Below are 24,037 nucleotides of genomic sequence, written 5' to 3'. Positions count from 1 at the left end.
CGTCGCCACCGTCGACGCCTGCCCCTATCACTCCCCGGTGGGCGGGAGCCGATTCCCCGCCCGCCGGGGTCCAGCCGTGCTCCGGAATCCCGGCGCGACGGCGCCACAGCCCTGCCGAAAGGAAGCTCACGCAGCATGAGCAGCACCGTGCATCGCCCGCGTCCCCGCCGCTCCTGCCTCGCCGTCCCGGGCAGCAATCCCCGCTTCCTGGAGAAGGCCCAGACCCTCGCCGCGGACCAGGTGTTCCTGGACCTTGAGGACGCCTGCGCCCCGGCGGTCAAGGAGAAGGCGCGGCACCTGATCGTGGACGCCCTCAACACCGGTGACTGGACCGGCAGGACGCGGGTGCTCCGGGTCAATGACTGGACCACGCACTGGACCTACCGCGATGTCGTCACCGTGGTCGAGGGCGCGGGGCAGCACCTCGACTGTGTCATGCTGCCCAAGGTCCGGGACGCCGCCCAGGTCAAGGCGCTCGATCTGCTCCTCACCCAGATCGAGCGGACCATGGGCTTCGAGCCCGGGCGGATCGGTATCGAGGTACAGATCGAGAGCGCCGAGGGCCTGGTCGCCGTGGAGGACATCGCGGCTGCCTCGCACCGCCTTGAGACCCTCGTCTTCGGCCCCGCCGACTTCATGGCCTCCATCGGCATGAGGTCACTCGTCGTGGGCGAGCAGCCGCCCGGCTACCCGGCGGACGCCTACCACCACATCCTGATGCGCATCCTGATGGCCGCGCGCGCCCACGGCCTCCAGGCCATCGACGGGCCGTACCTCCAGATCCGCGACCCGGCCGGGTTCGCCGAGGTCGCCGGCCGCTCGGCGGCCCTGGGATTCGACGGCAAGTGGGTGCTGCACCCGGACCAGATCGCCGCCGCGAACGAGATCTACTCGCCCTCGCAGGAGGATTACGACCACGCCGAGATGATTCTCGACGCATACGCCTGGCACACCTCGGGAGCCGGCGGGTTCAAGGGTTCCGCGATGCTGGGCGCCGAGATGATCGACGAGGCCAGCCGCAAGATGGCCCTCGTCGTCGTCGGCCAGGGCCGCGCGGCCGGCCTGCGGCGCACCACCGCCTTCACGCCCCCGGAGGCGTAGGAGCGCGGCGGATGGAGCGCTCGAACCACACCGTCTTCCCATGACCGCTCGGCGCGGTGCCCCAGTCGGCGGCCAGCGCGTCGACGATGATCAGCCCGCGGCCGTGCTCCCACTCCGAGCCCGGCTGGTTGGAGAGGACGATCGGCTCCGGCACGGGGGGCGTCGGGTCGGAGTCACGGACCTCGACCCTGAGGTGTTTCCCGTGCACCCGCATCCGGATGTCGACGCCGCTGTCGGCGTGCACCAGCGCGTTGGTGACCACCTCGGACGTCATCAGCGCCACGTCCTCCGTGTGCTCATCGAGGTGCCACGCGTGGAGGAGGTCCCGTACGAAGGTACGTGACGCCCTGACCGCCTGGAGATCGTGGCGCTGGACGCTCAGCCTGCCGGTGTGCCGGCCGCTGCCGGTCGGTCCGCCCTCGTACCGGGCCATCAGCAGTGCGACATCGTCGCGGCGGGCCCGGTCCTGCGGTCCCGCCGCGAGCACCAGATCGACCAGGCGTTCCGGCCGGGTGTCCCCGTGCGCGCCGAGCGACGCGAGCAGCGACTCCGGGGTGGCCGCGTCCGCGGCGGACGTCCAGCTGAGGCCGTTGGTGTGCAGCATGAGCAGGGTGGCGGGCGGCAGCGACAGCTCGGCCGACGCGTAGACGGTGTGCGGGTCGACACCCAGCGGCGGGCCGGTACGCAGGTCCGGTACCGTCACCGATCCGTCCGGGTGCCGGACCACGGGGGCCGGATGTCCTGCCGAAGCGGCGTCGAGCGTCCCGTCGCCCAGGTCCAGGGCGGCGACACAGCAGGTCGCCAGCAGGTCGGTGTCCAGCTGGGACAGCAGGCGGTCGGTCCGCCGGAGCACGGTGGCCGGGGGGTGACCCTCCATGAAGTAGGCCCGTACGGCGGTGCGCAGTTGCGCCATGACCACGGAGCTGTCGATCGAGTGACCTTCGACGTCACCGACGACCAGCCCGACCGTCGACTCGTCCCGGAGCATCACGTCGTACCAGTCTCCGCCCAGGGCGGACGCGCCCGACGGGACGTAGCGGGCGGCCAGGGCGAGGCCGGGGATGTCCCAGGCCGTCTCGGGCAGCAGCTTGTTCTGCACCCGTTCGGCCAGGCTCCGGCCGGACTGGCTCAGCCGGGCCCTGACGAGGGTGGGCCCGAGCAGATTGGCCATCATCAGCAGGACGATCTGCTCCTGGGCGGTGGGGTTGACCGGACCCTCGAACCCCAGCGCGCAGGCCCCCACGGCGAGGGAGCCGACCATGATCGGAAGATAGACCCAGCCGCCCTGCACACCGTCCTCCACGCGCCGGCCGTCCTCGGTGCCGGGGTAGGCGTTCACCAGCGCCGCCCGGTCCCGGTAGCACAGGGGCACATGCGAGCGCATCACCTCTCTGAGCGGGTCCCCGTCGTGGTGCGCGCTCGATCCGTGCAGTCGTTTGACGGCCTCCTGCGGGCAGTTGCCGTACCCGGCCACCCATACCTTTCCGTACTCCACCGAGGTCACCAGGAACGCCGCTGCGCCGAACGGCTCCATGATCCGCTCCTGCACCACCTCCATGACCTCCGTGAAACCGCCCGCCTCGTTGAGCATCGCGGCCAGTTGGTGGATGTGGTACATGAACGTCACCTCGGTGGAACCCGGGATCTCGGGCATCCCCCACCGGCTCGCCCCGGTGCCGCCGGCCGCCCGGTCGGCGGCCGTGCGGGCCGGGTGCAGGACCGGCACGATGACCGGTTTGGTCCCCGGGGACATCGGCACGCCCTGGCCGGCCATCGTCGCCAGCCGCCCGGACAGATCACGGGCGATGGCTTCCAGGCGCTCTGCGCGGCTCTCCGGCGTGGCGGCGGAGTCCTGCGTCCAGATCCCGGTGAGAGCGCCGAGACGCCGGCCGTCGTGCGTGAGCGGGGCGGCGACGACGAGGGCCAGGATGGGTACCACACCCGGGAGCTGTGCCGCACCGGCGGTCGGTCTCTGCTGGGGGGCCATCACGGGGGTGCCGCTGCGGAGGGCATTCGCCGTGGGATGGGCGTCGGTGGCCGCGATGCGCTCGGGCATGACAACGATGGCGGGCGGGAGCCCGCCCGCCATCGTCAACCGCAGTGTCTCGCCGCCCGCTTCGAGGAGATGGACGAAGACGGCCTCGGCGGCGAGTTCCCGCACGGCCGCACCGAGTGCCGTGACAAGGAACGTGTCCCGCTCGTGGACACCGCGTGCCGCGGCGGTCCACCGCCGGCCCGGCCGTCTCGGGCCAGGTCCGTCGTCAAGGTGCTGTGCCATGAGAAGCGACACCTCGCTTCGCAGCTCCGCCGTGTCCGGGCCGACCACTGACCAGTATCGCCCCTGCCCCTCTGATCAGGCAGCCCTCGCGGCGGCGAGCCACGCCGGGCATCCGTCCGGCGGGGAGGTCCACGCCTTTGACCTGCGATGTCGAGGGCGGTCCGGAGCCGCGCCCTGTGTTACCCGCGGTAAGCGGCAACCTGGCCGGCTCTTCGGTCAGGTGGCCCGTACGGCCCTCGGTCAGGCGATCCTGTCCAGCCCTCGGTCAGCCGGTCCGGTACGGCCGTCGGTCAGCCGGTCCCGTACGGCCGTCGGTCAGCCGGTCCCGTACGGCCCTCAGGCGGTCCGGAACGGCGGCGGCTCCTGGCCGGCCGCCCACTGCTCGGCGCCGACCGCGTCCCGGATGTGGTCACGGGACGCCTCGGCGAGCCGGGTGGCCCGCTTCAGATCGGGGGCGATCAGCGCACCGCCGTACTTGAGCACCCGCCCGTTGACCAGGACCGTGTCCACCTCGGCGCGGCTCGCCTGGTAGACGATCTGGTGAACGGCGTTGGTGAGCGGGACCATCGACGGGGTGTCGGCGCGCAGCATCACCAGGTCGGCCAGCTTGCCCGGGGTGATCGACCCCAGCTTCGAGCCCAGGCCGAGCGCGTCGGCACCCCCCTGGGTGGCGAAGCGGAGGACGTCCTCGGTGCGCAGATCGTTGTTGATGACGGTCTTGCCCTGGGCGTGGGCCTCCTGGTGGTCCAGGCCCCGGTCGGCGTTGAGGGTGGCGCGCATGGCGGAGAACATGTCGGCGCTCCACCAGATGCTGGTGTCGTTCGACAGCGACACCGGGATGCCGTACTCGCGCACCTTGCCGGTGGGCGGGTAGCCCTGGCCCGCGTTCAGCTCGCTCTCGGCGGAGATCGAGACGTTGCCGCCGCTGTCGGCGATCATCTGGTAGTCGCTCTCCGTGAGCGACGAGGCGTGCACATAGGTGTTGGTGGGGAGCAGGAAGCCGTTGTCCCGCAGGATCCTGATCCCGTCCTTGCCGGAGAAGTTCCAGACTCCCGCGTGCTGGGTGACCATCAGGTCGTGGTCGCGGGCGAACTCCCAGGCCGGGCGCTCCGGGAAGGCCGGGTCGTTCGGCGTCTCCCAGGCGAGTTGCAGGGTGACCAGCTGGTTGCTGGAGGAGAAGCGGGCGCGCTGGAGCCGGTCCACGTCGCCGTCGACGGCCCACTTCTGCGGGCCCGCGCTGATGTCGCCGAATGCCAGCCGGGCCCGGCCACGGGAGTCGAACAGGGCGTCGGCGGCGGCCTCGGCGTGCTCGTAGGTGTACAGCCCGTGTGACCAGTCCAGGGTGGTGGTGACCCCGCTGTTGATGGCCTCCACCATGGAGAGGTAGTTCCCGGCGTAGATGTCCTCGGGGCGCCAGAGCTGCCCCCATCCGCCTTCGAACACGAACTGGAAGTAGTTCGCGATCGTCCATTCGGCGGCGACCCCGCGCAGCACGGTCTGCCACATGTGCCGGTGGGTGTCGATCATGCCGGGCATGAGGATGCGGTTGCGGCCGTCGACGATCACGGCGTTCGAGGGCGCGGCGAGGTTCGGGCCGACCGCCTTGATGGTCGCCCCGGTGACCAGCACATCGGCGTTCTGCTGGGTGCCGAGGGCGGGGTCGCCGGTGACGACGGTCGCGCCGCGGAACAGGATCGGGCGGCCGGGGGTGAAGGTGGGGACCGGTGCGGGCGCCTCGGGCCGGGCGGTGGCGGTCGCGGCGGCACCGAGCCCCAGACCGGCCGCGCCGACACCGGCGCCGGCGGCGAGGAAGGACCGGCGGCGCAGCGGGCTTCTGGAACCGTCCGCCTGTGGTGATGCGGCGTCACTGTTCATAGCCAACTCCAAGTATTCATGGGTCACTTGAGGGGTTGTGGAAGGCTCAGGAAGTGGCGGCGGGGGGTTGATCGCCGGCGTCAGGCGTAGTGCCGGTAGATCGCCTCGGCCACGCAGGCCGGCTTGTCACTTCCGTCGACCTCCACGGTGAAGGTGAGGTGCAGCTGAACGGCGTTCCCCTTGACCTCCTCGACCGAGGCGACCGTGCCATGCAGGCGGATCTTGGCGCCGACCGGCACGGGGCTGGGGAAACGTACTTTGTCCAGGCCGTAGTTGACGCTCATCGACGTACCGCTGACCTTCAGCAGTTCCTCGAAGAGCGGGATGATCAGGGACAGCGTGAGGTAGCCGTGGGCGATGGTGCGGCCGAAGGGACCGTCCTTGGCCTTGTCCGGGTCGGTGTGGATCCACTGGTGGTCGCCGGTGGCGTCGGCGAAGGTGTTCACCCGCTCCTGGGTGATCTCCATCCAGCCGGTGCGGCCCAGGTCGGTTCCGGCGAGTGCCTTGAGGCCGTCGATGGTGTGGGCAAGGGTGGGCACGGTTGGTCCGTCCTTCTCTGGAGGGGTGAACGGGCGGGGCGGCGGCGGGGCGTCCGGGACCGGATACGGCTCGCTCGCCCCGTTGGCGGGTAGGGGGTGGAACCCGGGCCGGGCACCCGCTGTTCGCCGGTGCCCAGCCCGTCGGCGGTTCAGGCGGCGTACTCCGGGGTGATCCGGTAGATCTGCCCGGTGCGCGCGAGCGCCTCCGCGTCCCACTCTCCGCCGACGCCGTCCACCAGCCACAGCGCGATGGTCCACAGGTCGGCCAGGGCGAGCTGTTCGTCCAGCGGTTCCAGTCCGGGGACGAGTGCGGCGATGCGTACGGCGGCGGGGAAGGGGAGGCCGGAGCTGCCGACGAACACCAGCTCGTAGTGGCGGCCCGCCAGGCTGAGCAGGCCGGGCGCCCCGAACGGATCGGCCGCCAGGCCGAAGGTGGCGGACAGGAACTCCCGGAACTCCGGGTAGTGGCCGAGCTGGTGTTCCTCCAGCAGCGGCACCGACCGGTGGCCGTCCGGACGCCGCTCGACGATGAGTACCTCGGGTGCTTCAGCCATTGCCCTGCCCTTCGTTCACCCGGCCGGCGAAGTCGGCCAGGAGCTTTCCGATCTCCGCACCGGAGTCCTCCTGGAGGAAGTGCCGCCCGGTCACCAGGTGCGGACCCTCGGCGTGCGGCCAGACGTCCTTCCAGTAGCGGGTGAACTCATCGGTGGTGAATACGTCGTCCTCGCGCCCCCAGATCACCGTCGCCGGCACTCGCAGGGCACGCATCTGTGCCTCCAGCCAGCGGAACCGCTCTCTGGCGATGTCGGTGTCCCGGCCCAGCGGGATGGAGCGGGGCCAGGTCCAGGTCAGGGCGCGCTCGTCGGGATCCGCGGTCACCTCGGTGTAGCCGTCGCGGCCTTCGGCGGCGAACCGCTCCCGGTCGACCACGGACAGATACATGCCGCGTCCCGGCATCGCCCCGAGCTTGCCCATCACCAGGGGGCCCACCACCGGGGCGTGCATGAGCCGCCACGGCAGCACCCGCGAATGGAACGCCGACCAGGGCTGCACCCACGCCCAGGTGGATATCACCGCCACCGACGAGACGGCCTGGGGGCGCACGGCGAGCGCGGACAGTCCGGTGGGGCCGCCCCAGTCATGACAGACGAAGGTGGCGCCACGCAGTTCCAGCGCGTCCAGCAGCGCGACCAGATTGGCCGCGTGGTTGTCCAGGGTGTGGACGGTGTGGTCGTGCGGCTTCTCGGACAGTCCGAAGCCGATCTGGTCGGGCACCACCACACGCAGTCCGGCCGCCAGCAGCGGCGGCACCACGTCCCGCCACAGATAGCCCCACGCCGGATTGCCGTGCAGCAGCAGCACGGGAGGCGCGTCGCGCGGCCCCTCGTCGATGTAGTGCATGCGCCGCCCGTTCACCCGCACGAACCGTGACTGGAATGGGTAGCGGCTCCGAATGTCCTCGGGGAGTTCCGCGATCGTTCTTGGCATTCTCAACCTTCCGTTGTACGGCCTACCGTGTGCGGCCTGTGTCCGTTACCGACGTCAGCTGTCACGACCCACCTGCTCATCCCATCGGGCGGTCACGTACTTGGGCTGGGTGTAGAAGCGCCAGGCGGCGTTCGACAGTCCCGTGTCGCCGAAGACGGAGTCGTTCCACCCGCCGGCGCCGAAGGGCGCCACGGGCACCGGAATGGGCACGTTGACGCCGACCATTCCGGCCTGCGCGTCGCGCTGGAAGCGGCGGGCCGCCGTACCGCTCGCGGTGAAGATCGCCGCGCCGTTCCCGTACCTGTTGGTGCGGATGAGTTCGAGCGCCTCGTCCAGGGTGTTCACCCGGAGCACGATGAGCACCGGGCCGAACACTTCCTGGAGATAGATCTCGGAGGTGGGGGTGACATGGTCGAGCAGGGTGGGACCGACGAAGAAGCCGCCCTCGTGGCCGGGGACGACCTCGGTGCTGCGGTCGACCACCGGCTTCGCGCCCGCGTCGATCGCCCTGGCGACCATCGACTGGACGCGTTCCTTGGCCGCCGCGCTGATCAGCGGCCCGACCTGGGTGGCCGGATCGGAGCCCGCCCCCAGGATCATCCCTTCGGCCCGCAGGCGTACGGCCTCGACGACCTCGTCCGCTCCGTCGCCGACCAGCACGGCGGTGGTCACCGCCATGCACCGCTGTCCGGCGGCGCCGAAGGCCCCGGCGGCCAGGGCATCGGCCGTGAAGCCGACATTGGCGTCCGGCATCACCACGAGGTGATTCTTCGCCCCGCCCAGCGCCTGCACGCGAATGCCCGCCGCCGCGCCACGCCGGTAGATGCTGTGCGCGACCGGGGTCGATCCCACGAAGGAAACGGCAGTGGTGTCCGGGTGGTCGATCAGGGCCTCGACCACATCCTGTCCTCCGTGCACCACGGAGAAGACGCCGTCGGGCAGCCCTGCCGCCTTGGCCAGTTCGGCGAGGCGTACGGCCGCACCCGGGTCCTGCTCGCTCGGCTTCAGGATGAAGGTGTTGCCGGCGGCGACCGCGACCGCCATCTTCATCAGCGGAATCATCACGGGGAAGTTGAAGGGTGTGACACCGACGCAGACCCCGAGCGGCTGCAACATCGAGAAGGTGTCCAGATTGGTCGCGGTCTGCTCGCCGAACTCGCCCTTCAGCAGTCCGGGGACCCCGCACGCCAGCTCGACGACCTCGATCCCCCGGGCCATCTCCCCCCGCGCGTCGTCCACGGTCTTGCCGTGCTCGGCGCTGATCAGTTCCGCCAGCTCGTCCACATGCGCCCGCAGCTGGTCGCGGAACGCGTAGAGGACCTGTGCGCGACGCGAGACGGGGGTGTTGCGCCACTTCGGGAACGCCGCCTGCGCGGAGGCGACCGCGCGCTCGACGACCTCCGCGTCGCCCAGGAGAACTTCGCCCAGCTGGGCCCCCGTGGCCGGGTTGACCACCGGCACGGGTTTGCCGCCGGAGTACGGCTGTCCATCGATCCAATGGTGCGTCAGCAGTTCATTCATCATTGATCCTCGCTGTCGGATGCGGGCCGGCTCACGCCCGCGAGCGGAAGGGTCGGTCAGCCGGCGGTCGCACGGTCAGGTGCGAGAACCTCGTCAGCTGTGCTCTCCCGCCCCGCGGGGAAGGCGTCCCCGCGGGGCGGGAATTCCCGGGGCCCAGCTCTCTGGGCGGCGGCTGGGTACGGGTCTCAGTGACTGCCCGGCTTGGTGATGGTGTTGCGTACGACGCCGAGCTTCTCCACCTCGACCTCGACCACGTCACCCGGGCCCATCAGACGCGGCGGCTTCATCGACGCGCCGATCCCCTCGGGGGTGCCGGTGGCGATCACATCGCCCGGCAGCAGGGTGACACTCCGTGAGATATGGCTGATCACGCGGGGGAGCTTGAACACCATGTCCCGCGTGTTGCCCTGCTGGACGATCTCCCCGTTCACCCGTGTCATGAGCCTCAGGTCATGGGGGTCCAGCGTCGGATCGATCACGAGGGGGCCGAGCGGACCGCTGCTGTCCGCGTTCTTCCCCAGAGTGAACTGCGGGGTCTCCAGCTGGACCTGGCGCGCGGAGATGTCATTGAAGACCGCGTATCCCAGGACCGACTCCATGGCGGTCGCCTCGTCGACATCGTAGGTCGGCCGTCCGATGACCGCGGCCAGCTCGACCTCCCAGTCGAGCCCCTCCTCGCGAGGAGGGACGGGGATGGACGCTCCGTCGACGACCAGCGTGCTCGCCCAGCGCCCGAAGATCATGGGCACCAGCGGGCGGGCGATTCCGACCTCTTCCGCCTCCGCCGCGTGCCCCAGGTAGTTGATCGCGACGCAGAAGACGCGCGCGGTCTCGGGGACGGCCGGGAGCAGGGTGACGCCGGAGCGCTTGATCGGCTCCCCGGCCGGCGCGGCGCGCTCGGCGATCCGGAAGCCGTCCCGGTAGAACTCCCGCATGGTCGACAGCGGCACGATCGTTTCGGCGTCACCGAGCGAGCCGATCGCGCTTTCGCCCTGGCCATTCACATACCCAACGAGCTTCACTGGTTCTCCTTTTCCGGCGACAGCACTCGTCGTGTGTTCACCGACCGGCTCTCAGTTGTAGTAGGTCCAGACGGTCCCCTCGGGGAACACATCGTTGTCCTCCGGGCTGCCGGCCTTCCGGAACATCTCGTACGCGATTTCCTTGATGATCTTTCCGTCACGCATCTCGAAGAGATGCGCCACGCGCACCGACATGATGGTGCCGACCGGGTACGGCAGATTCGGCATGAAGTCGCCGACGACCTCGGCTTCCACGACCTCGTCGTGGAACACGAACTGCTCGGTCGCGAACTCCCGCAGCACCGCGGACTTGTTGAACTTCACCGTCCGGAAGATGTCCATGTAGGCGGAGCGCACCACACCGTGTTCGGTGAGGCCGACGCCTCGGCTGGGCCCCTCCCACGAGATCTCGTTCTCGTCGTACAGGGCGATGGCCTTGTCGATGGTCTCGGGAGCCTCGTTGTGGAAGTGCGCCTGAACCGCGGCCAGATTTGCCGCGATGATGTCGTCACGGCTGGCAGTGGTTTCACCCATTGCTTTTTCCTCTCCATGGCATCGGGTCCCGGTCGTGCCGAGGCACGCCGGTTCACCGACCTTTGATGGCTCACTGAAGGAATTGCGGATTCGTCCGGCTGCGTTCACGTGGCCGGTCATGTGTCCATACTCCGGATCCCCGCGGTGTCGCGCTTGGTCCCGATGCCCAAGGCAGCGGTGACGCTTTGCACGGATCGCCCAAGCGGGCCGCGCGGTGCCCGGACGGGGTCCTACGGCCGTGGCGCGGTGCTCGTACGGGGTCCTACGGCCATGGCGCGGTGCTCGGGCGGCGCCCTGCGGCCGTCCCGGGCCGGGGACGCGAAACAGCCCGTCCACCTGGGTGTTCCTGGGGACGGGCAGCTCGATGCACGCTGGTCGGCGCTCGGAAGTTCAGCTGGAGATGGCCGCGCAGTCTCTCAGCAGCAGCGCCAGCCGCAGCTCCGTCTGGCGCTCCGTGACCGGACGCTGGAGGAGTTCCTCGATGCGCCGGAGCCGATAGGCCACCGTGTTACGCGCGATGTACATGCGGTTCGCGGTCGCCTGCGGGCTGTGGTTGTCCAGATAGATGCCCAGAGTGGCACGCAGTTCGGCGGTCGAGGTGCCCGCTTCGGCGAGATCACGAAGCTCACTCTGCACAAAGCTGTCGATCTTCTGCTGATCCGGACCGAGCAGAGTCAGCAGATGCAGATCGGAGAAGTAGTGCGGCACATGGGACCGTATCCCGAAAAAATCCACGATGCGCTGCGCCGCCAACGCGTCCTTGTGTGTCTGGCGGAACCCCGTCACGTTCTTGGCGGGCGTGCCCACCACGACCCCGATACCCGGGGTCTCCGTCAGCGCGCCCCGCACCGCGAGAGGCGACCGGCTGTTCCCCCAGCCCCAGAGCACGGAGTGGCCGTCGGGCACGAGCAGCATCTGCTCGGCATGACAGGCTCGCAGCAGTCTCCGGGCGGCGCTGTGCAGTGAATCGTCGTCGAACCGCGACTCGAACCGGGTCAGGACGACGGCGACATGATGCCGTCCGCTCAGTTCATAGCGCAGTCGGCTGGAGGCGACGTCGACGTCTTCGGGATCCGACGCGAGAACGGACCGTAGGGCCTCGTCCCGATGCGCGAGAGGCGATTTGTTGTACCGCTCGTACTCCGCCTGATAGGTACGCGTCACGTCATCCGAGAGGGTGTCCAAACAGAAGAGGAGCGTGCGCGAGATCAAATGCAGATGATCCGCGAGTTCAGCCGGGGAAACAAATCCTCGGCACGCTTCCATCAGCCAGTCGCTGAGCATTGCGTGCGAGAATCTGATGGCTCCCAGAACATCCACCTGCGGGATACTCCGGTGCACCAGGTCTCGAATATGGAAAGCCGCTTCCGGTGTTACCTGCCAGTGCACGAGTTTACCGTCGAAGATCTCGACGAGCCCGGTCAGCACCGTCGATTCGGTGGCGATGCGCAGTGTGTCGAACTGTGCGGGGCCACCGCGGAACGCCGGATATTTCTCAGTGACCAGCTCGGCGAGCGTGTACGCCTTTTCAATGGCCCATTCGACCGCCTCGGCGCCGATCACATCGATGGCGTCCACCACCGACTCCGACGACACCGCGGGCTGCAAGGAGCCGTAGCTTCCGCTTCTTCCACTGCTGAGGCTGGATACCCATCGGCCTTTGACTCGCACGGTTGCACCTCAGCTGATAGGGGCGGTCATGGAGCATCCCGGCAGTTCAGCCCAGGGAAAAACACCGGCCGCCGTCACCAAGTCCGCCGGGTTCACTTGGGCGTTACCTTGCCGAAAGGAGAGACAAACAAAATCAACGTAAAGTGAAGGTAGACCGACCTGTCTGCTAGTGTCAAGACATGTCTACCGCTGTACGTCCTTCCCCCCGCCGCCGGCTGTTGGACACCGCCCACCGACTGTTTTACGCACGGGGCATCCATGAGAGCGGCATCGACCGGCTGATCGCCGAGTCCGACGTGGCCAAGGCCACCTTCTACAAGCACTTCCCGTCCAAGGACGACCTGATCGCGGCGTACCTGGACGAGCGGAGCGAGCGGATGCGGGCCCGGGTCGTCGCTGAACTGCCCGGCCGGTCGGACGACCCCATCGAGCAGGTGCTGTGTGTCTTCGACCTGCTCGCGGAGAACTTCGGGTCCCCCACCTACCGAGGCTGCGCGTTCATCAACGCGGCGGGCGAGTGTCCCTCCGTGCCCGCCGTGCTGGAAGCCGTGGCCCGCCGGCGCCGCTCGCTCAGGGAGCTGTTCGCCGGTCTCCTGGACCGGGCGGGTCTGCGGGACACCGACGATCTGGTGGCTCAGCTCTGCCTGATCTACGACGGTGCCGCGGTGTCCGCCCAGCTCAAGGACGCGGAGGGCTCGGAGGTGCACCGCTGGGCGCGATCCGCGGCGGCTGCCGTGATCGCGTCCCGGCGGACCTGACCTCGCACCTGTCCGGCGATCTCCGCCGCACCGCCGCGGCTATCCGGCGATCTCCGCGCGCACCGCCGCGGTGATCTCGTCCGCGCCGATGACGATCCGATCGACCGTGCCGGCCGTGTTGCGGAGGTCGGTCCGGACGGCCGCATCGGTGATGCCGGGCAGATTCACCTCGACGTTGATGCGGGCGGTGACGGCCGCGGCGCGGACGGCCTCGGCAGCTGCGGCCACGTCCGCGAGCACGCTGCGGTTGCCTATCGTCCTGAGTTCCCGGGCCGCCGGGAGGAGGGCGTGGGCGAGACCTATCACGGCAGTGGGCGGCTGTGCCGCGAGGGTCAGGGCGCGGGCGATCGCCGCCGAGCGCGTCCGCCGGGCTTCCGGTGTGCCCTTGGGCAGGCCGTATGCCTTCGCCACAGCGCCGAACGCCTGCGCGTCGTCCTGTGCCGACCGGAGTGCGTCCGCCCGCCATCGGTCCGTCGCGTCGATCAGCTCGGTGATCCGCTCGGCGTGCTCGGCGTATCTGTGGCCGGTCGTGTAGCGGGCGACCATGCCGAGCAGCGCGGCGGCGACGGCCGCGTGGAGCCCGGCCGCGGCGCCGCCGCCGGGAGCCGGGACTCGCGCGGCGAGCGCGCCGAGGAACTCGCCGATCGTCTCGTGCTGCACGGAGAGCTGCGTAGCGGGCTGTGTGGCGGGCCGCGTGGTGCGCTGCGTAGAGAGCTGCATGGAGAGTCCTTGTCGTTCCTGGTCACAGCGGAATCGAAGCGAAACCGGCTCGGCGCCGGGCCCCGCTGCTCGCTACACGGGAGAGGACGTCCACAGGAGCGGGTCGGACTGATTGATCGCGAAGGGCAGGAACTCCTCGATCAGGCCGCCCGTGCCCCACTGGTCGTTCTCCTCCGGCGTCGCGGGCCAGACGCGTCCGCAGTAGTCGTCCTGGTGTGTCAGCGTCTTCAGTTCCGACGTGTACTCGGCCACGTTCCCGTTCGGGTCGACGAAGTACGAGAAGGTGTTGTCGCCCGGGCCGTGGCGTCCGGGCCCCCACACCGGGCGGACGCCCTGTCGCACCAGACGGCCGGTGCCCCGCAGGTATTCGTCCAGGCCGCGCATGTCGAACGCGATGTGGTTGAACGAGGAGTGGGGTGCGCGGGTGATCGCGATGATGTGGTGGTCGCCGCCCACGCGCAGGAAGGCCATGAAGTCGCCCAGCCAGTCGATCACCTGGAACCCGAGGTGGCGTACGTAGAAGGCGATCGTCTCCTCGATCTGTGCGCTGTTGAAGACGACATGGCTGACCTTGCGGGGTACCGATTCGCCGGGTTCGAGGGCGCGGAAGGGCCGGGGGGTGAGGTCCGCGCTGACTTCGATCAACCGGCCGTCGGGGTCGAAGACGCGCAGCCCGTAGCCTCCGCCGGGGGTGTCGAGCGCGCCCGGCGCGCGGTCGAGGAACATGCCTGACGCGAGCATCGATTCGGCGATCCGGTCGACGTCCGCGCGGTCCCGCACGGCGAGCGAGGCGAGGTCGAGATGCTTCTCCTTCGCGGCGCGCAGCCTCAGGACATAGGGCTCGGGGCTGCCTTCGGCGGCGAAGAACACGACGTCGCCGTCCCGCTCGACCTCCCGCAGTCCCCAGATGCCGCCGTAGAAACCCACCGAGGCGGACAGGTCGGGCACCGCCTCGGCCACGTACCGGACATGAGTGACCGGCGAGACCGGCCATTCGGTGGCCGGCTGACGAAAGGGTGAGGTCTGGTTCATGTGTGACTTGTTCAAGTGTGTCTTACTCATGTGCGTCTTACTCATGTGCTTCTCGTTCATGTGAATCGTGTCTCCGTTCCAGGATGGGCCCCGTGGGCCGTGCCCGGCGACTTCCGTTGCCGTCGCCGTATGCGCGCCGTGTCAGACGACACGGTTGCGAAGCTGTCCCAGGCCCTCCACCTCGGCCTCCACCACATCGCCCGACGTGAGGAAGCTGTCGGTGCCCTGGCCGACTCCGCCGGGTGTTCCGGTGGCGATGATGTCGCCGGGTTCGAGGGTGGTCATGCGCGAGGCGTACTCGATCTGCTCGGCCGGGCTGAAGATCAGGTTCCCGGTGCTGCCGTTCTGCTTGATCTCCCCGTTCACCGTCAGCCGCAGCCCGAGGTCCAGGTGGTCCGGCACGAAGGCGGCGGGGACGAACACCGGTCCCATCGGGGCGAACCCGTCGTGGCTCTTGCCGCCGAACCAGTCCGAGCGCAGCCTCTCGCGGTCCGGGCGGATCAGCAGATTCCGTGCGGAGAAGTCGTTGGTCGTCATGAAACCGGCGACATGGTCCAGCGCGTTCTCCGCCGTGACCCGCCTGGCCCGGCGCCCTATGGCCACCGCGAGTTCCACCTCCCAGTCCAGCTGGGTGACTTCCGGCGGAATGGGGATGTCGTCATAGGGACCGGCCAGGCAGCTGGGCGCCTTCAGGAACAGATACGGCCGGGCGCCCTCACGCCGGCCGGTGAAATCCCGTGCCTGGTCGATGGGCGTGTCATTGAATCCGTACGTCCGTGCCGCACGCATCTCCTGGACGTGGTCCGGGTAGTTCTGGGCGGCGTGCAGCATCTTGCTGGGGCGGGGAATCGGCGGCAGGATCGCGCATCCGTCGGCGACCAGTGGATAGCGGTCGGTGTCCAGGCCACTCCCGGTGATGCGGCCCGTCAGCGCGCACAGGTGGTCGAAGGTCCGTGTCCAGTCCGCGAGCAGATCCAGGACGCCGAATCGCGGGGTGTCCGGAACCAGGTCCACGGCGGCTGCGGCGGCGGCCCCGCGCAGGTCCCAGAGCTGTCCCCCGAGCAACAGGGCGGGTAGGGGCACGTCTGACTGCCGTACGGTCATCAAGGCGAAGTCCCCGAGCAAGGGGCTGCCTTGTGTCACCTGTTGCCGAACGGGGGTCATGGGGTGCCTCCTTCATGTGGGCCCGTCGTGCCGCGACCGTTGGTGGCGGGGAGCCGGAACAACCGGCGTGCGTTGCCGTCGAGGACGAGTTCGCGTTGTTCGGGGGGCAGGTCCAAGGCGTCGATCGCGGTGAGCGTGTCACTGATGAAGGACGGGCCGCCGTCCTGGCAGAAGGGCGCGTCGGTGCCGAAGAGGGATCGGGACGGGCCGAAGAACTCGTAGCCCGCCCGGAGTCCTGGTGCCCACCCGTTGAGTGCGGTGTCGGCGTAGAAGCGCCGGTAGTGCTCGCTTGCGGGAGCCTTGAGCCCGGCGTCCACGGCGAGCGGGTTGACGCCGCCGGGGCCGGTGAATATCTGCCGGAATCCGAGGTCGAGGCGGCCCGCGAACATCGGGAGCATGGCGCCGAAGTGGTGCAGCACGATCTTGAGGTCCGGCAGGGTGTCGAAGATGCCGGAGAACACCATGCGCGCGGCGAACGCGCTGGTCTCGTAGGGCCAGCCGAAGGTGAACCACACCTCGTCCTCGGAGGCGGACTCGGCGGTGTAGTCGGCCGCGGCCGCCGTGCGGTACGGGTGGACGAGGATCGGCAGGTCGAGGCGGGCCATCGCCTCGAACACCGGCCGGAACCGCGGGTCGCTGAGTGGCCGGCCACCGGCGTTGGTGAAGATCTGGATGCCGCGTGCGCCGAGTTGCTCGTGGGCGTGGTGGAGTTCCTGGAGCGCCAGGTCCACGTCGCCCATCGGCAGCACGGCGGTGAACGCGGGGAACCGGTCCGGATGTGCCGCGCACAGCGAGGCCAGTTCCGTGTTCGCCAGCCGGGCGAGTTCGGCGGCCACCGGGGGCGGGGCGAGGGAGTCGATCGGCGGGTTGCCGAAGTTGAGGATCTGCTGGAGGTCCGGAAATGCCTCCAGTGAACGCAGCCGAGCGTCCATGTCCCACAGCTCGGGGAGCCGCTCGAACAGCCCGAGAGCCGGATGCCCGGGGGCCAGCTCACGAAAGCGTTCGAGAACCGGGCGAGGCAGGAAGTGGCTGAACGCGTCCAGCACGGGATCACCTATCTCTGAGGTCTCTGAAGTCCCTGAAAATTCCTGAAAGTCCCTCAAAAATCTCTGAAGGTCTCTGAAGGTCTCTGACGGTCTTGATAAGCCTGGACAGTCTTCTACATAATGCATAATTGATGATCGGGCCTGGTCAACGTCTGTGTCGACCAAGGTCATGTCGTCACTCGCCTCTCAGCGAGCGGTGCCGGAATCCTCCAGCCGGGACTCCAGCGCCTCGACGCGCGCGTACAGGTGCGCGGACATCGCCGCGGCGGCGGCGTCGGCGTCGCGGGCCTCCAGTGCGGCCAGGACGGCCGCGTGCTCGGCGTGCGCCTCCTCCGCGCTGCTGGCGTCGACCCCGAGGAAGGCGACGAACGACGAGGTGGCGGCCTGCTCCGCGGCGACGAGCTTCGCCAGCCTGGCATTGCCGGAAGCCTGGGCGATCAGCGCGTGGAACTCCGCGTTGAGGCGGATGAACTCCTGCTGCTCGACCCCCGGCCGGTGCATCCGGCCCATGATCTCGCCCAGCGAGGCCAGCGCCTGGTCCGACAGCCGCACCGCCGCCAGTCGCGCCGCCTGCGCCTCCAGTCCCCCCCGGACCTCGTAGCCCTCCACCAGATCGCGCATGGACGGGCTGAAGACGCGCACACCGCGCCGGCCTTCCCGTTCGACCAGACCCATGCGTTCGAGCAGGTGGAACGCCTCGCGCACCGGGGTGCTGCTGACTCCGAGCCGCGCGGCCACGTCGTTCTGGCGCAGCGGTTCACCGGCCGCCAGGATGCCCTGCCTGATCTCGGAGCGCAGTTGCTCCGCCACCCGCTGGGCGATGGTCAATGTCAAAGTGTCGGTCATCGCTCACATCCTCGCGCAATACCGGCGGTGGATCATGCACCGGGGGTCGGTCGGGGCCGCTGTCAGCTGCTGAGCGGGCTGCCGGGCGCCACCGGGAAGGCCAGTGGTCGCATCGGTGCGGCGGTGGCCCCGCGCAGACGCAGACCGGCGCCGACGAACACGAACTCGTGCAGCCGGGCCGCGGCCAGATCTTCCAGGTAGGCATTCTCCATGATCGGGATGCCGCACTCCCCCAGCAGATAGGTGTGCACCGGGTGCCAGTTCTCCGGGTCCACGGAGGGCATGACCTCCAGCGCGACATTGTCCGCCCCGATGATCATGGCCCCCGCCTCGGCCAGCAGCGCCGCCGCGGCACGGTCGAGTCCGGCCTCGTTGTGGAGGTACCGGGGGCCGTCGTGCCACACGCGCATCCGCCCGGTCCGGATCAGCACGACGTCACCGACGCGGATCTGCGTGCCCTGGGCCTCGATCACTCCCGCGAGTTCCTCGGCCGTGATCCGGTGGGAGTCGGGCAGCAGGTCGACGCCCGCGGCGCCCGCGACATCGAGCAGCACTCCGCGCGCGATCACCGGGGGGTGCCGCTCGGCTCCGTTCTTGAGCCAGTGCCGGCTGCCGAGGTCCCGCGCGGCCGTACGGCCGTTCCACACCGAGCCGCCCAGTCCGAAGTGATTGAGGGCGTCGAGATGGGTCCCGGTGTGCGTGTACATCGAGATGCAGTCACCGGAGTAGGTCACCAGCTGATTCTGCTGCTCCCCCACCCCGAGCGCGTTCTCGTTCACACTGCCGGGAGGCGTGTGCGACATCCAGATCTGATACGTCGGGTCGCCCAGCCCGGCCCACGACGGCATCCCCACGTGGTAGTCGACGGACAGGTCGTAGATCACGGACGGGTCGGCGGAGGCGAGTGCCGCCCCGCGTGACTCCGCTGTCATCAGGTTCAGCATGCCGATCTCGTCGGACGGCCCGAAGGGGCTGGCACTCACCTCATGGCGACGTGCCGAACGAGCGGCGATGCTCTCACCTGCGACGATCCGCTCAGTTGCGGTCATGGTGCTCTCCTCACTCTCCCCTTCTATCGATTATGCATTATGTTTACTGCATCTGCTTGCCGTCAAGAACGGTCACGAACGGAGAGCCATGCCTGACCTTGAGTACGCGGTGTCCGAGGGGCTTGAGTACGCGGCGTCCGAAGGGCTTGAGTACGCGGTGTCCGAGGGGCTTGAGTACGCGGTGTCCGAGGGGATCGCCACCATCCGCCTCAACCGCCCGGACAAGCGCAACGCCTTCACGCTGGAGATGGTCGACGCGTGGGCGGACCGGCTCATCGACGCGCAGCACGACCCCGACGTGCGCGTCATCGTCGTGACCGGTGCCCCCGGCGCCTTCTGCGCGGGAATCGACCTGTCCTGGATCGAGGACACCGGCCAGCGCCCACTCGACCACAAGCTGACCCTCAGCGAGCACATCCACCGGGTGCCGCTCGCCCTGGAGACCGTCGACAAGCCCGTCCTCGCCGCCGTCAACGGTGTGGCCGTCGGGGCCGGCCTGGACATGGCGCTGATGTGCGACATGCGGCTCGCCTCCGCCGATGCCACGTTCGCCATGTCCTACGTCAAGGTCGGCCTGATCCCGGGCGACGGCGGCTGCTGGCTGCTGCCCCGGCTCATCGGGCTCCCCCGGGCGCTGGAGCTGCTGCTCACGGGCGACACGGTCTCCGCCGCCCGCGCCGATCAGCTCGGCATGATCAACAGCGTGCACGCGCCGGAGGACCTGATGACCGCCACGTACGCGCTGGCACGCAGACTCGCCGACGGGCCACCTCAGTTGATCCGCATGATCAAGCGGACCGCGATCCAGTCCCAGCGGCTCGACTTCCGCACGAGTCTGGAGCTGGTCTCCTCGCACATGGGGGTCATCAGAAGCACCGAGGACTCCGCCGAGGCGTATCGCGCGTTCCGCGAGAAGCGGCCCGCCCGCTATCAGGGGCGGTGAGCGCGATGAGCGACGGCAGGACCGAACCGACGGCGGCCCTGGCCGGGGTCCGGATCGCGGACTTCTCCCGGATTCTCGCGGGCCCGTTCGCCACGATGATCCTGGGCGACCTCGGCGCGCAGGTCATCAAGGTCGAGCGGCCTGGCGGGGGCGATGACACCCGCGCGTGGGGACCGCCGTACGACGCCTCCGGCACCGCCACCTACTTCCTGGCGGCGAACCGCAACAAGACAAGCGTGGTCATCGATCTCAGTACTCCGGACGGCAGGAAGCGGGCCAGGGAACTCGCCGTCGATTCCGGCATCGTGGTGGAGAACTTCCGGCCGGGAGTGATGACCCGGCTGGGCCTGGGCTATGACGAACTGCGGGCCGAGCGGGCCGATCTCATCTACTGCTCGATCAGCGCCTTCGGTTCCGGGCCGGGAGCGGCACTGCCCGGCTACGACCTCATCGTGCAGGCGACCGGCGGGCTGATGAGCATCACCGGCGACCCGTCCGGCGAGCCCCAGAAGGTCGGCGTCGCGCTGGTCGACGTACTCGCCGGGCTGTTCGCGTGCGTGGGACTGCTGTCGGCCGTACGGCACCGCGAGCGGACGGGCGAGGGGCAGCTGGTCGAGGTGAGTCTGCTGGGTTCGCTCCTCGCGGCGCTCGCCAACCAGGCGTCGGCCTTCACCGCGGCGGGAAGTGTGGCCACCCGGCTGGGCAACCAGCATCCGTCGATAGCGCCGTACGAGACCCTGCCCACCAAGGACGGTGAGATCGCCGTCGCGGTGGGCAACGACCGGCAGTTCGCCACGCTGTGCGCGGAGTTGGGCGCCCCTTCCCTGGCCCTGGACGCCCGGTACCTGACGAACACCGACCGGGTCGCCCACCGCCCGGCGCTGCGGCGGGAGCTTTCCGCGCTGCTGGCCGGCGAGGCGACCGCGCGGTGGGCCCGCAGACTGGGAGAGGCGGGTGTCCCGGCCGGGCCGGTGAACGACATCGCCGGTGCGTTCGCCCTCGCGGAGTCGCTCGGGCTCGACCCGATCGCACATGTCGGGGATGTGGCGGTGCCCAGCAACCCCATCCGGATGTCACGGACCCCACCGACGTATCGGCTGCCGCCGCCGTCGCTCCCCGGTCATGACTGAGGGGGGTGTGCGGGGAGCGGGCCGGGTGGTGCGGCGGGCACTGGGATGGTCGCTCACCATGGCCGACGTCCTGCGGCTGATACGGGCGGACGCCCATCCGGTGTGCCTGTCCGGGGACTGGGCGGGAGGGTTCGACGTCGTGGCGTCGGAGCCGGTCGCGGTGCGGACGGGGACGGGGACGGCGGAGGACGTTCTCGACGCCCCGTTTCCCGTCGGGTCCTCGGACGGCTCGGCGGTGGGGGGCTCATTCGAGGGAGGGCGGATGTGCTCGTTCGGGGGTGGGTGGATCGGGTATCTCGGGTACGCCGCCACCGGGGAGGCGCTCCCGCCTCGTCCTGGTCATCGTCTTCCCACGCTCTGGTTCGGGTTCTACGACCATGTGCTGGTACGGGATCGGGTGACGGGCGAGTGGGTCTTCGAGGCGTTGTGGTCCGAGGAGCGGGGCCGGGAGATCGAGCGGCGCTTCGCCGAACTGGTCCGGCGGGCCGAGGCGGTTCCGCCGGCCCGCGCCTACACGTTCTCGCCGTTCCGACTGCTTCCCGGGGGTGACGAGCACCGGGAAGCGGTGCGCGGGGCGGTGGAGTACATCCACCAGGGGGACATCTTCCAGGCCAACATCTGCCTGCGGGCCGAAGCGGGATTCGCCGGTGATCCGCTGGACGCCTTCTGCCTCGCGGCCGACGGACTCCGCCCGCCCTACGCCGCCTTCATCGGTGTCAGCGACCCGGGCGATACAGGGTTTTCGGGTGATACGGGCGATACTGGGACGGCTGGGCGGAGCGGGAGTGCGGGGGTCCGCGCCGCCGTCGCGTCGCTCTCGCCCGAGCTGTTCCTGCGACGCGAGGCGGGTGCCGGGCGCGCGGTGGTCGCCAAGCCCGTGAAAGGCACGGCGCCACGGTCCGGTGACGCGGCCGAGGCCGCTGCTCAGCGGGCCGGGCTGCTGGCCTCGGCGAAGAACCGGGCCGAGAATGTGATGATCGTGGATCTCCTGCGCAATGACCTCGCCCGGGTCTGTGTCCCCGGCAGCGTCACGGTCCCCGTCCTGCTCGGCGCCGAACCGCACCCCGGGGTCTGGCACCTGGTCTCGACGGTCGAGGGGGTACTCGCGCCGGGCAGGTCCGACGGCGACCTGATCCGGGCCACGTTCCCCCCGGGCTCGGTGACCGGCGCCCCGAAGGTCCGCGCCCTGGAGATCATCGACGAACTGGAGAGCACGGCCCGCGAGGTGTACACCGGCGCGGTCGGATACCGCTCCCCGGTCGCGGGCCTGGAGCTGAACGTGGCGATCCGCACGTTCGAGTTCGCCGAGGGCCGGTCGTGGCTGGGCGCGGGCGGCGGCATCGTCGCCGATTCCCGTCCGGACGACGAGTTCGCCGAGGCGATCCTCAAGGCACGTCCGTTGCTGGCCGCGATCGGGGCGACCCTCGGCACCGGGTCCATCGTCCCTGACTCGCCGGGGATGGTGGCGGAGTCTGACGCGGTCGGTTCGCCGGGGATGGTGGCGGAGTCTGACGCGGTCGGTTCGCCGAGCACGGTGGCGGGGCCTGACCCCTTCGGTTCGCAGAGGATGACGGCGATGCGCCACGCCGTCGGATCGGCGGGGACGACGGCGTTTCCCGACGCTGCAACGCGTCCTCGACCCACTGCGGGGGTCCGCACCGCCCTGAGGGTGTCGGACGGCAGGGCCAGGGATCTCACGGCGCATCTTGCCCGCCTGTCGGCGAGCGTGCTGACCCTCTACGGCAAGCGTCTCCCCGCTTCCCTGCCCGGTTCCCTGCGAGAGGCCGTGGCACGTCGCCCGACCGGCCAGCTGCACATCACGGTCCGTCCGAAGGGCGGCCCGCTACAGGTCACCGTCGAGGTGCTCCCGCAGTCGGGGACCGATACCGGTCCCCCGGCCGTACGACTGCGCCCAGCCGTCGTACCCGGTGGGATAGGTGAGCACGCCTACGCGGACAGGCGGCTGCTGGCCCTGCTGACGGCCCGGCTGAACGGCGCTCCGGACGAGCAGGTGCTGATCACGGACGGGACCGGTGAACTGCTGGAGACGGACCGGGCGAACGTCTTCGCGGTCATCGACGGTGTCCTGCTCACCCCGCCCGCCGACGGCCGCCTGCTGCCGGGCGTCACCCGCGCCGCGGTGCTGAGCGCCGCTCGCGGTCACGGCGTCCGGACCGGCCTCGCATCCCTGGTCCTGGGCGACTTGGCGTATGCCACAGAGGTCTTCGTCACCGACTCACTCACCGGCGTGACTCCCGTCGCGGCGGCCGATGGCTGCCCGGTGACGTGGCAGCCGGGTCCGGTGACCGCGGCGCTGGCACGGGCCCTGGCAGCCATGGCGACCATGCCTGTCGCCCACTGCCGCGCCGCATCCCCATCGACACGCCCCTCCGTCACTCAGAGGACCTGACTCATGGACCACATCTCCCGTCTCGGTGTCGTCGGCTGCGGCCTCATGGGCTCGGGCATCGCCGAGGTCGCCGCCCGCCGCGGCCTGGACGTCCTGGTCACCGAGACCACCGACGAAGCCGCCACCGCCGGCCGCACCCGCGTCACCGCCTCCCTCGACCGGGCCCTACGCCGCGCCAAACTCACCGAGGACGAACGCGATCACGCCCTGTCCCGCCTCACCTTCACCGCGGACCTCGACGCCCTCGCCGACCGCCAGATCGTCATCGAGGCCGCCGCCGAACACCGCGACCTCAAGACCGACCTCTTCACCCGACTCGACAAAACCGTCACCGACCCACACGCGATCCTGGCCACCAACACCTCCTCCATCCCGGTCATCGACGTGGCCACCGCCACCACCCGCCCCGAACAGGTCATCGGCCTGCACTTCTTCAACCCCGTCCCCGTCCAGCCCCTCGTAGAGATCATCCCCGCCCTCACCACCAGCACCGACACCCTCACCACCGCCCACCGCTTCGCCACCGAACAACTCGGCAAACAGACCGTCCAGGCCCCCGACCGCTCCGGATTCGTCGTCAACGCCCTCCTCGTGCCCTACCTGCTCGCCGCCGTCCGCATGGTCGAATCCGCCACCGCCACCCCCGACGACATCGACCACGGCATGGAACTCGGCTGCGCCCACCCCATGGGCCCCCTCCGCCTCCTCGACCTCATCGGCCTCGACACCGCCCAGGCCATCGCCGAGTCCCTCTACGCGGAATACAAGGAGCCCCTCTACGCCCCACCCCCGCTGCTGCGCCGCATGGTCGCCGCGGGCCGGCTCGGCCGCAAGAGCGGCCAGGGCTTCCACTCGTACTGAGCCCGTTCTCCTGAAGCAGGAGAACGGGACAACACAGCGGCCCCCTCTC

General features: G+C 69.7%; 21 protein-coding genes. 6 read left to right on the top strand and 15 right to left on the bottom strand.

Annotation, left to right across the window (positions count from 1 at the left end; genetic code table 11):
• Window positions 1-135: 135 nt before the first annotated feature.
• Window positions 136-1,101, top strand: a complete 966-nt coding sequence (locus ACFRFC_RS27805; protein WP_382689319.1) for an HpcH/HpaI aldolase/citrate lyase family protein — start codon at window positions 136-138, stop codon at window positions 1,099-1,101.
• Here the strand turns inward: ACFRFC_RS27805 and ACFRFC_RS27800 are convergent.
• From ACFRFC_RS27800 to ACFRFC_RS27760, 9 genes are all read right to left on the bottom strand, one after another.
• The gene (locus ACFRFC_RS27800) at window positions 1,082-3,379 is read right to left on the bottom strand and encodes a SpoIIE family protein phosphatase (protein WP_382689321.1); all 2,298 of its coding nucleotides are present in this window, start codon (window positions 3,377-3,379) and stop codon (window positions 1,082-1,084) included. The genes ACFRFC_RS27805 and ACFRFC_RS27800 overlap by 20 nt on opposite strands.
• Before the next feature lie 336 nt (window positions 3,380-3,715).
• Window positions 3,716-5,254, bottom strand: a complete 1,539-nt coding sequence (locus ACFRFC_RS27795; protein WP_382689323.1) for an amidohydrolase family protein — start codon at window positions 5,252-5,254, stop codon at window positions 3,716-3,718.
• Between the two features lie 80 nt (window positions 5,255-5,334).
• Complete coding sequence (locus ACFRFC_RS27790) at window positions 5,335-5,793, bottom strand: MaoC family dehydratase (protein WP_382689324.1); 459 nt, start codon at window positions 5,791-5,793, stop codon at window positions 5,335-5,337.
• Window positions 5,794-5,942: 149 nt separating this feature from the next.
• Window positions 5,943-6,347, bottom strand: a complete 405-nt coding sequence (locus ACFRFC_RS27785) for a hypothetical protein (RefSeq protein WP_382689326.1) — start codon at window positions 6,345-6,347, stop codon at window positions 5,943-5,945.
• On the bottom strand, window positions 6,340-7,281 hold the full coding sequence (locus ACFRFC_RS27780) for an alpha/beta fold hydrolase (RefSeq protein ID WP_382689328.1): 942 nt from the start codon (window positions 7,279-7,281) through the stop codon (window positions 6,340-6,342). Before ACFRFC_RS27780 ends, ACFRFC_RS27785 begins: the two co-directional genes overlap by 8 nt.
• A 54-nt stretch (window positions 7,282-7,335) precedes the next feature.
• Window positions 7,336-8,805 (bottom strand): CoA-acylating methylmalonate-semialdehyde dehydrogenase, encoded by a 1,470-nt coding sequence (locus ACFRFC_RS27775; protein WP_382689330.1) that lies wholly within the window; start codon window positions 8,803-8,805, stop codon window positions 7,336-7,338.
• A 182-nt stretch (window positions 8,806-8,987) separates the two neighbouring features.
• Window positions 8,988-9,824, bottom strand: coding sequence for a fumarylacetoacetate hydrolase family protein (locus tag ACFRFC_RS27770; RefSeq protein WP_382689332.1), 837 nt, complete (start codon window positions 9,822-9,824; stop codon window positions 8,988-8,990).
• Between the two features lie 51 nt (window positions 9,825-9,875).
• Entirely contained in the window at window positions 9,876-10,358 is a 483-nt protein-coding gene (locus tag ACFRFC_RS27765) for a nuclear transport factor 2 family protein (RefSeq protein ID WP_382689334.1), read from the bottom strand.
• Window positions 10,359-10,748: 390 nt separating this feature from the next.
• Window positions 10,749-11,936 (bottom strand): PucR family transcriptional regulator, encoded by a 1,188-nt coding sequence (locus tag ACFRFC_RS27760; RefSeq protein ID WP_382689336.1) that lies wholly within the window; start codon window positions 11,934-11,936, stop codon window positions 10,749-10,751.
• 272 nt (window positions 11,937-12,208) lie between these two features.
• On the opposite strand from ACFRFC_RS27760, the gene ACFRFC_RS27755 reads away from it, so the two are divergent.
• Window positions 12,209-12,787: a TetR/AcrR family transcriptional regulator gene (locus ACFRFC_RS27755; RefSeq protein WP_382689338.1), complete on the top strand. Its 579-nt coding sequence runs from the start codon at window positions 12,209-12,211 to the stop codon at window positions 12,785-12,787.
• A 39-nt stretch (window positions 12,788-12,826) separates the two neighbouring features.
• Here the strand turns inward: ACFRFC_RS27755 and ACFRFC_RS27750 are convergent, their stop codons facing one another.
• The 6 genes from ACFRFC_RS27750 to ACFRFC_RS27725 form a co-directional block, all read right to left on the bottom strand.
• Window positions 12,827-13,507 (bottom strand): cyclodeaminase/cyclohydrolase family protein, encoded by a 681-nt coding sequence (locus ACFRFC_RS27750; RefSeq protein WP_382689340.1) that lies wholly within the window; start codon window positions 13,505-13,507, stop codon window positions 12,827-12,829.
• Between the two features lie 72 nt (window positions 13,508-13,579).
• Window positions 13,580-14,539, bottom strand: a complete 960-nt coding sequence (locus ACFRFC_RS27745) for a VOC family protein (protein WP_382689342.1) — start codon at window positions 14,537-14,539, stop codon at window positions 13,580-13,582.
• Window positions 14,540-14,680: 141 nt separating this feature from the next.
• Window positions 14,681-15,703, bottom strand: coding sequence for a fumarylacetoacetate hydrolase family protein (locus ACFRFC_RS27740; protein ID WP_382689344.1), 1,023 nt, complete (start codon window positions 15,701-15,703; stop codon window positions 14,681-14,683).
• Entirely contained in the window at window positions 15,700-16,749 is a 1,050-nt protein-coding gene (locus ACFRFC_RS27735) for an amidohydrolase family protein (protein WP_382689345.1), read from the bottom strand. Before ACFRFC_RS27735 ends, ACFRFC_RS27740 begins: the two co-directional genes overlap by 4 nt.
• A gap of 186 nt (window positions 16,750-16,935) precedes the next feature.
• Window positions 16,936-17,595 carry a GntR family transcriptional regulator gene (locus ACFRFC_RS27730; protein WP_382689347.1) on the bottom strand — a complete coding sequence of 220 codons (660 nt, stop codon included), beginning with the start codon at window positions 17,593-17,595 and terminating at the stop codon, window positions 16,936-16,938.
• 62 nt (window positions 17,596-17,657) lie between these two features.
• Window positions 17,658-18,644 carry a cyclase family protein gene (locus ACFRFC_RS27725; RefSeq protein WP_382689349.1) on the bottom strand — a complete coding sequence of 329 codons (987 nt, stop codon included), beginning with the start codon at window positions 18,642-18,644 and terminating at the stop codon, window positions 17,658-17,660.
• An 88-nt stretch (window positions 18,645-18,732) separates the two neighbouring features.
• Here ACFRFC_RS27725 and ACFRFC_RS27720 point away from each other — a divergent pair, with 88 nt between their 5' ends.
• Genes ACFRFC_RS27720 through ACFRFC_RS27705 form a run of 4 tightly spaced genes read left to right on the top strand, consistent with a single transcriptional unit; the run spans window position 18,733 to window position 23,988 of the window.
• Window positions 18,733-19,587 carry an enoyl-CoA hydratase/isomerase family protein gene (locus ACFRFC_RS27720; RefSeq protein WP_382689351.1) on the top strand — a complete coding sequence of 285 codons (855 nt, stop codon included), beginning with the start codon at window positions 18,733-18,735 and terminating at the stop codon, window positions 19,585-19,587.
• 5 nt (window positions 19,588-19,592) lie between these two features.
• Window positions 19,593-20,717 carry a CaiB/BaiF CoA transferase family protein gene (locus tag ACFRFC_RS27715; RefSeq protein ID WP_382689352.1) on the top strand — a complete coding sequence of 375 codons (1,125 nt, stop codon included), beginning with the start codon at window positions 19,593-19,595 and terminating at the stop codon, window positions 20,715-20,717.
• A complete protein-coding gene (locus ACFRFC_RS27710) occupies window positions 20,710-23,127 on the top strand; it encodes a bifunctional anthranilate synthase component I family protein/class IV aminotransferase (protein ID WP_382689354.1) in 2,418 nt (805 codons plus the stop codon). Before ACFRFC_RS27715 ends, ACFRFC_RS27710 begins: the two co-directional genes overlap by 8 nt.
• 3 nt (window positions 23,128-23,130) lie before the next feature.
• Window positions 23,131-23,988: a 3-hydroxybutyryl-CoA dehydrogenase gene (locus ACFRFC_RS27705; RefSeq protein WP_382689356.1), complete on the top strand. Its 858-nt coding sequence runs from the start codon at window positions 23,131-23,133 to the stop codon at window positions 23,986-23,988.
• Window positions 23,989-24,037 lie beyond the last annotated feature (49 nt).

Origin of the sequence: Streptomyces sp. NPDC056734 (assembly GCF_042790455.1) — a bacterium.
In the GTDB taxonomy this organism is placed as follows: Bacteria; Actinomycetota; Actinomycetes; order Streptomycetales; family Streptomycetaceae; genus Streptomyces.
The sequence above is the reverse complement of the archived record's forward strand: the minus strand, read 5'-3'. Positions and strand labels throughout refer to the sequence as shown.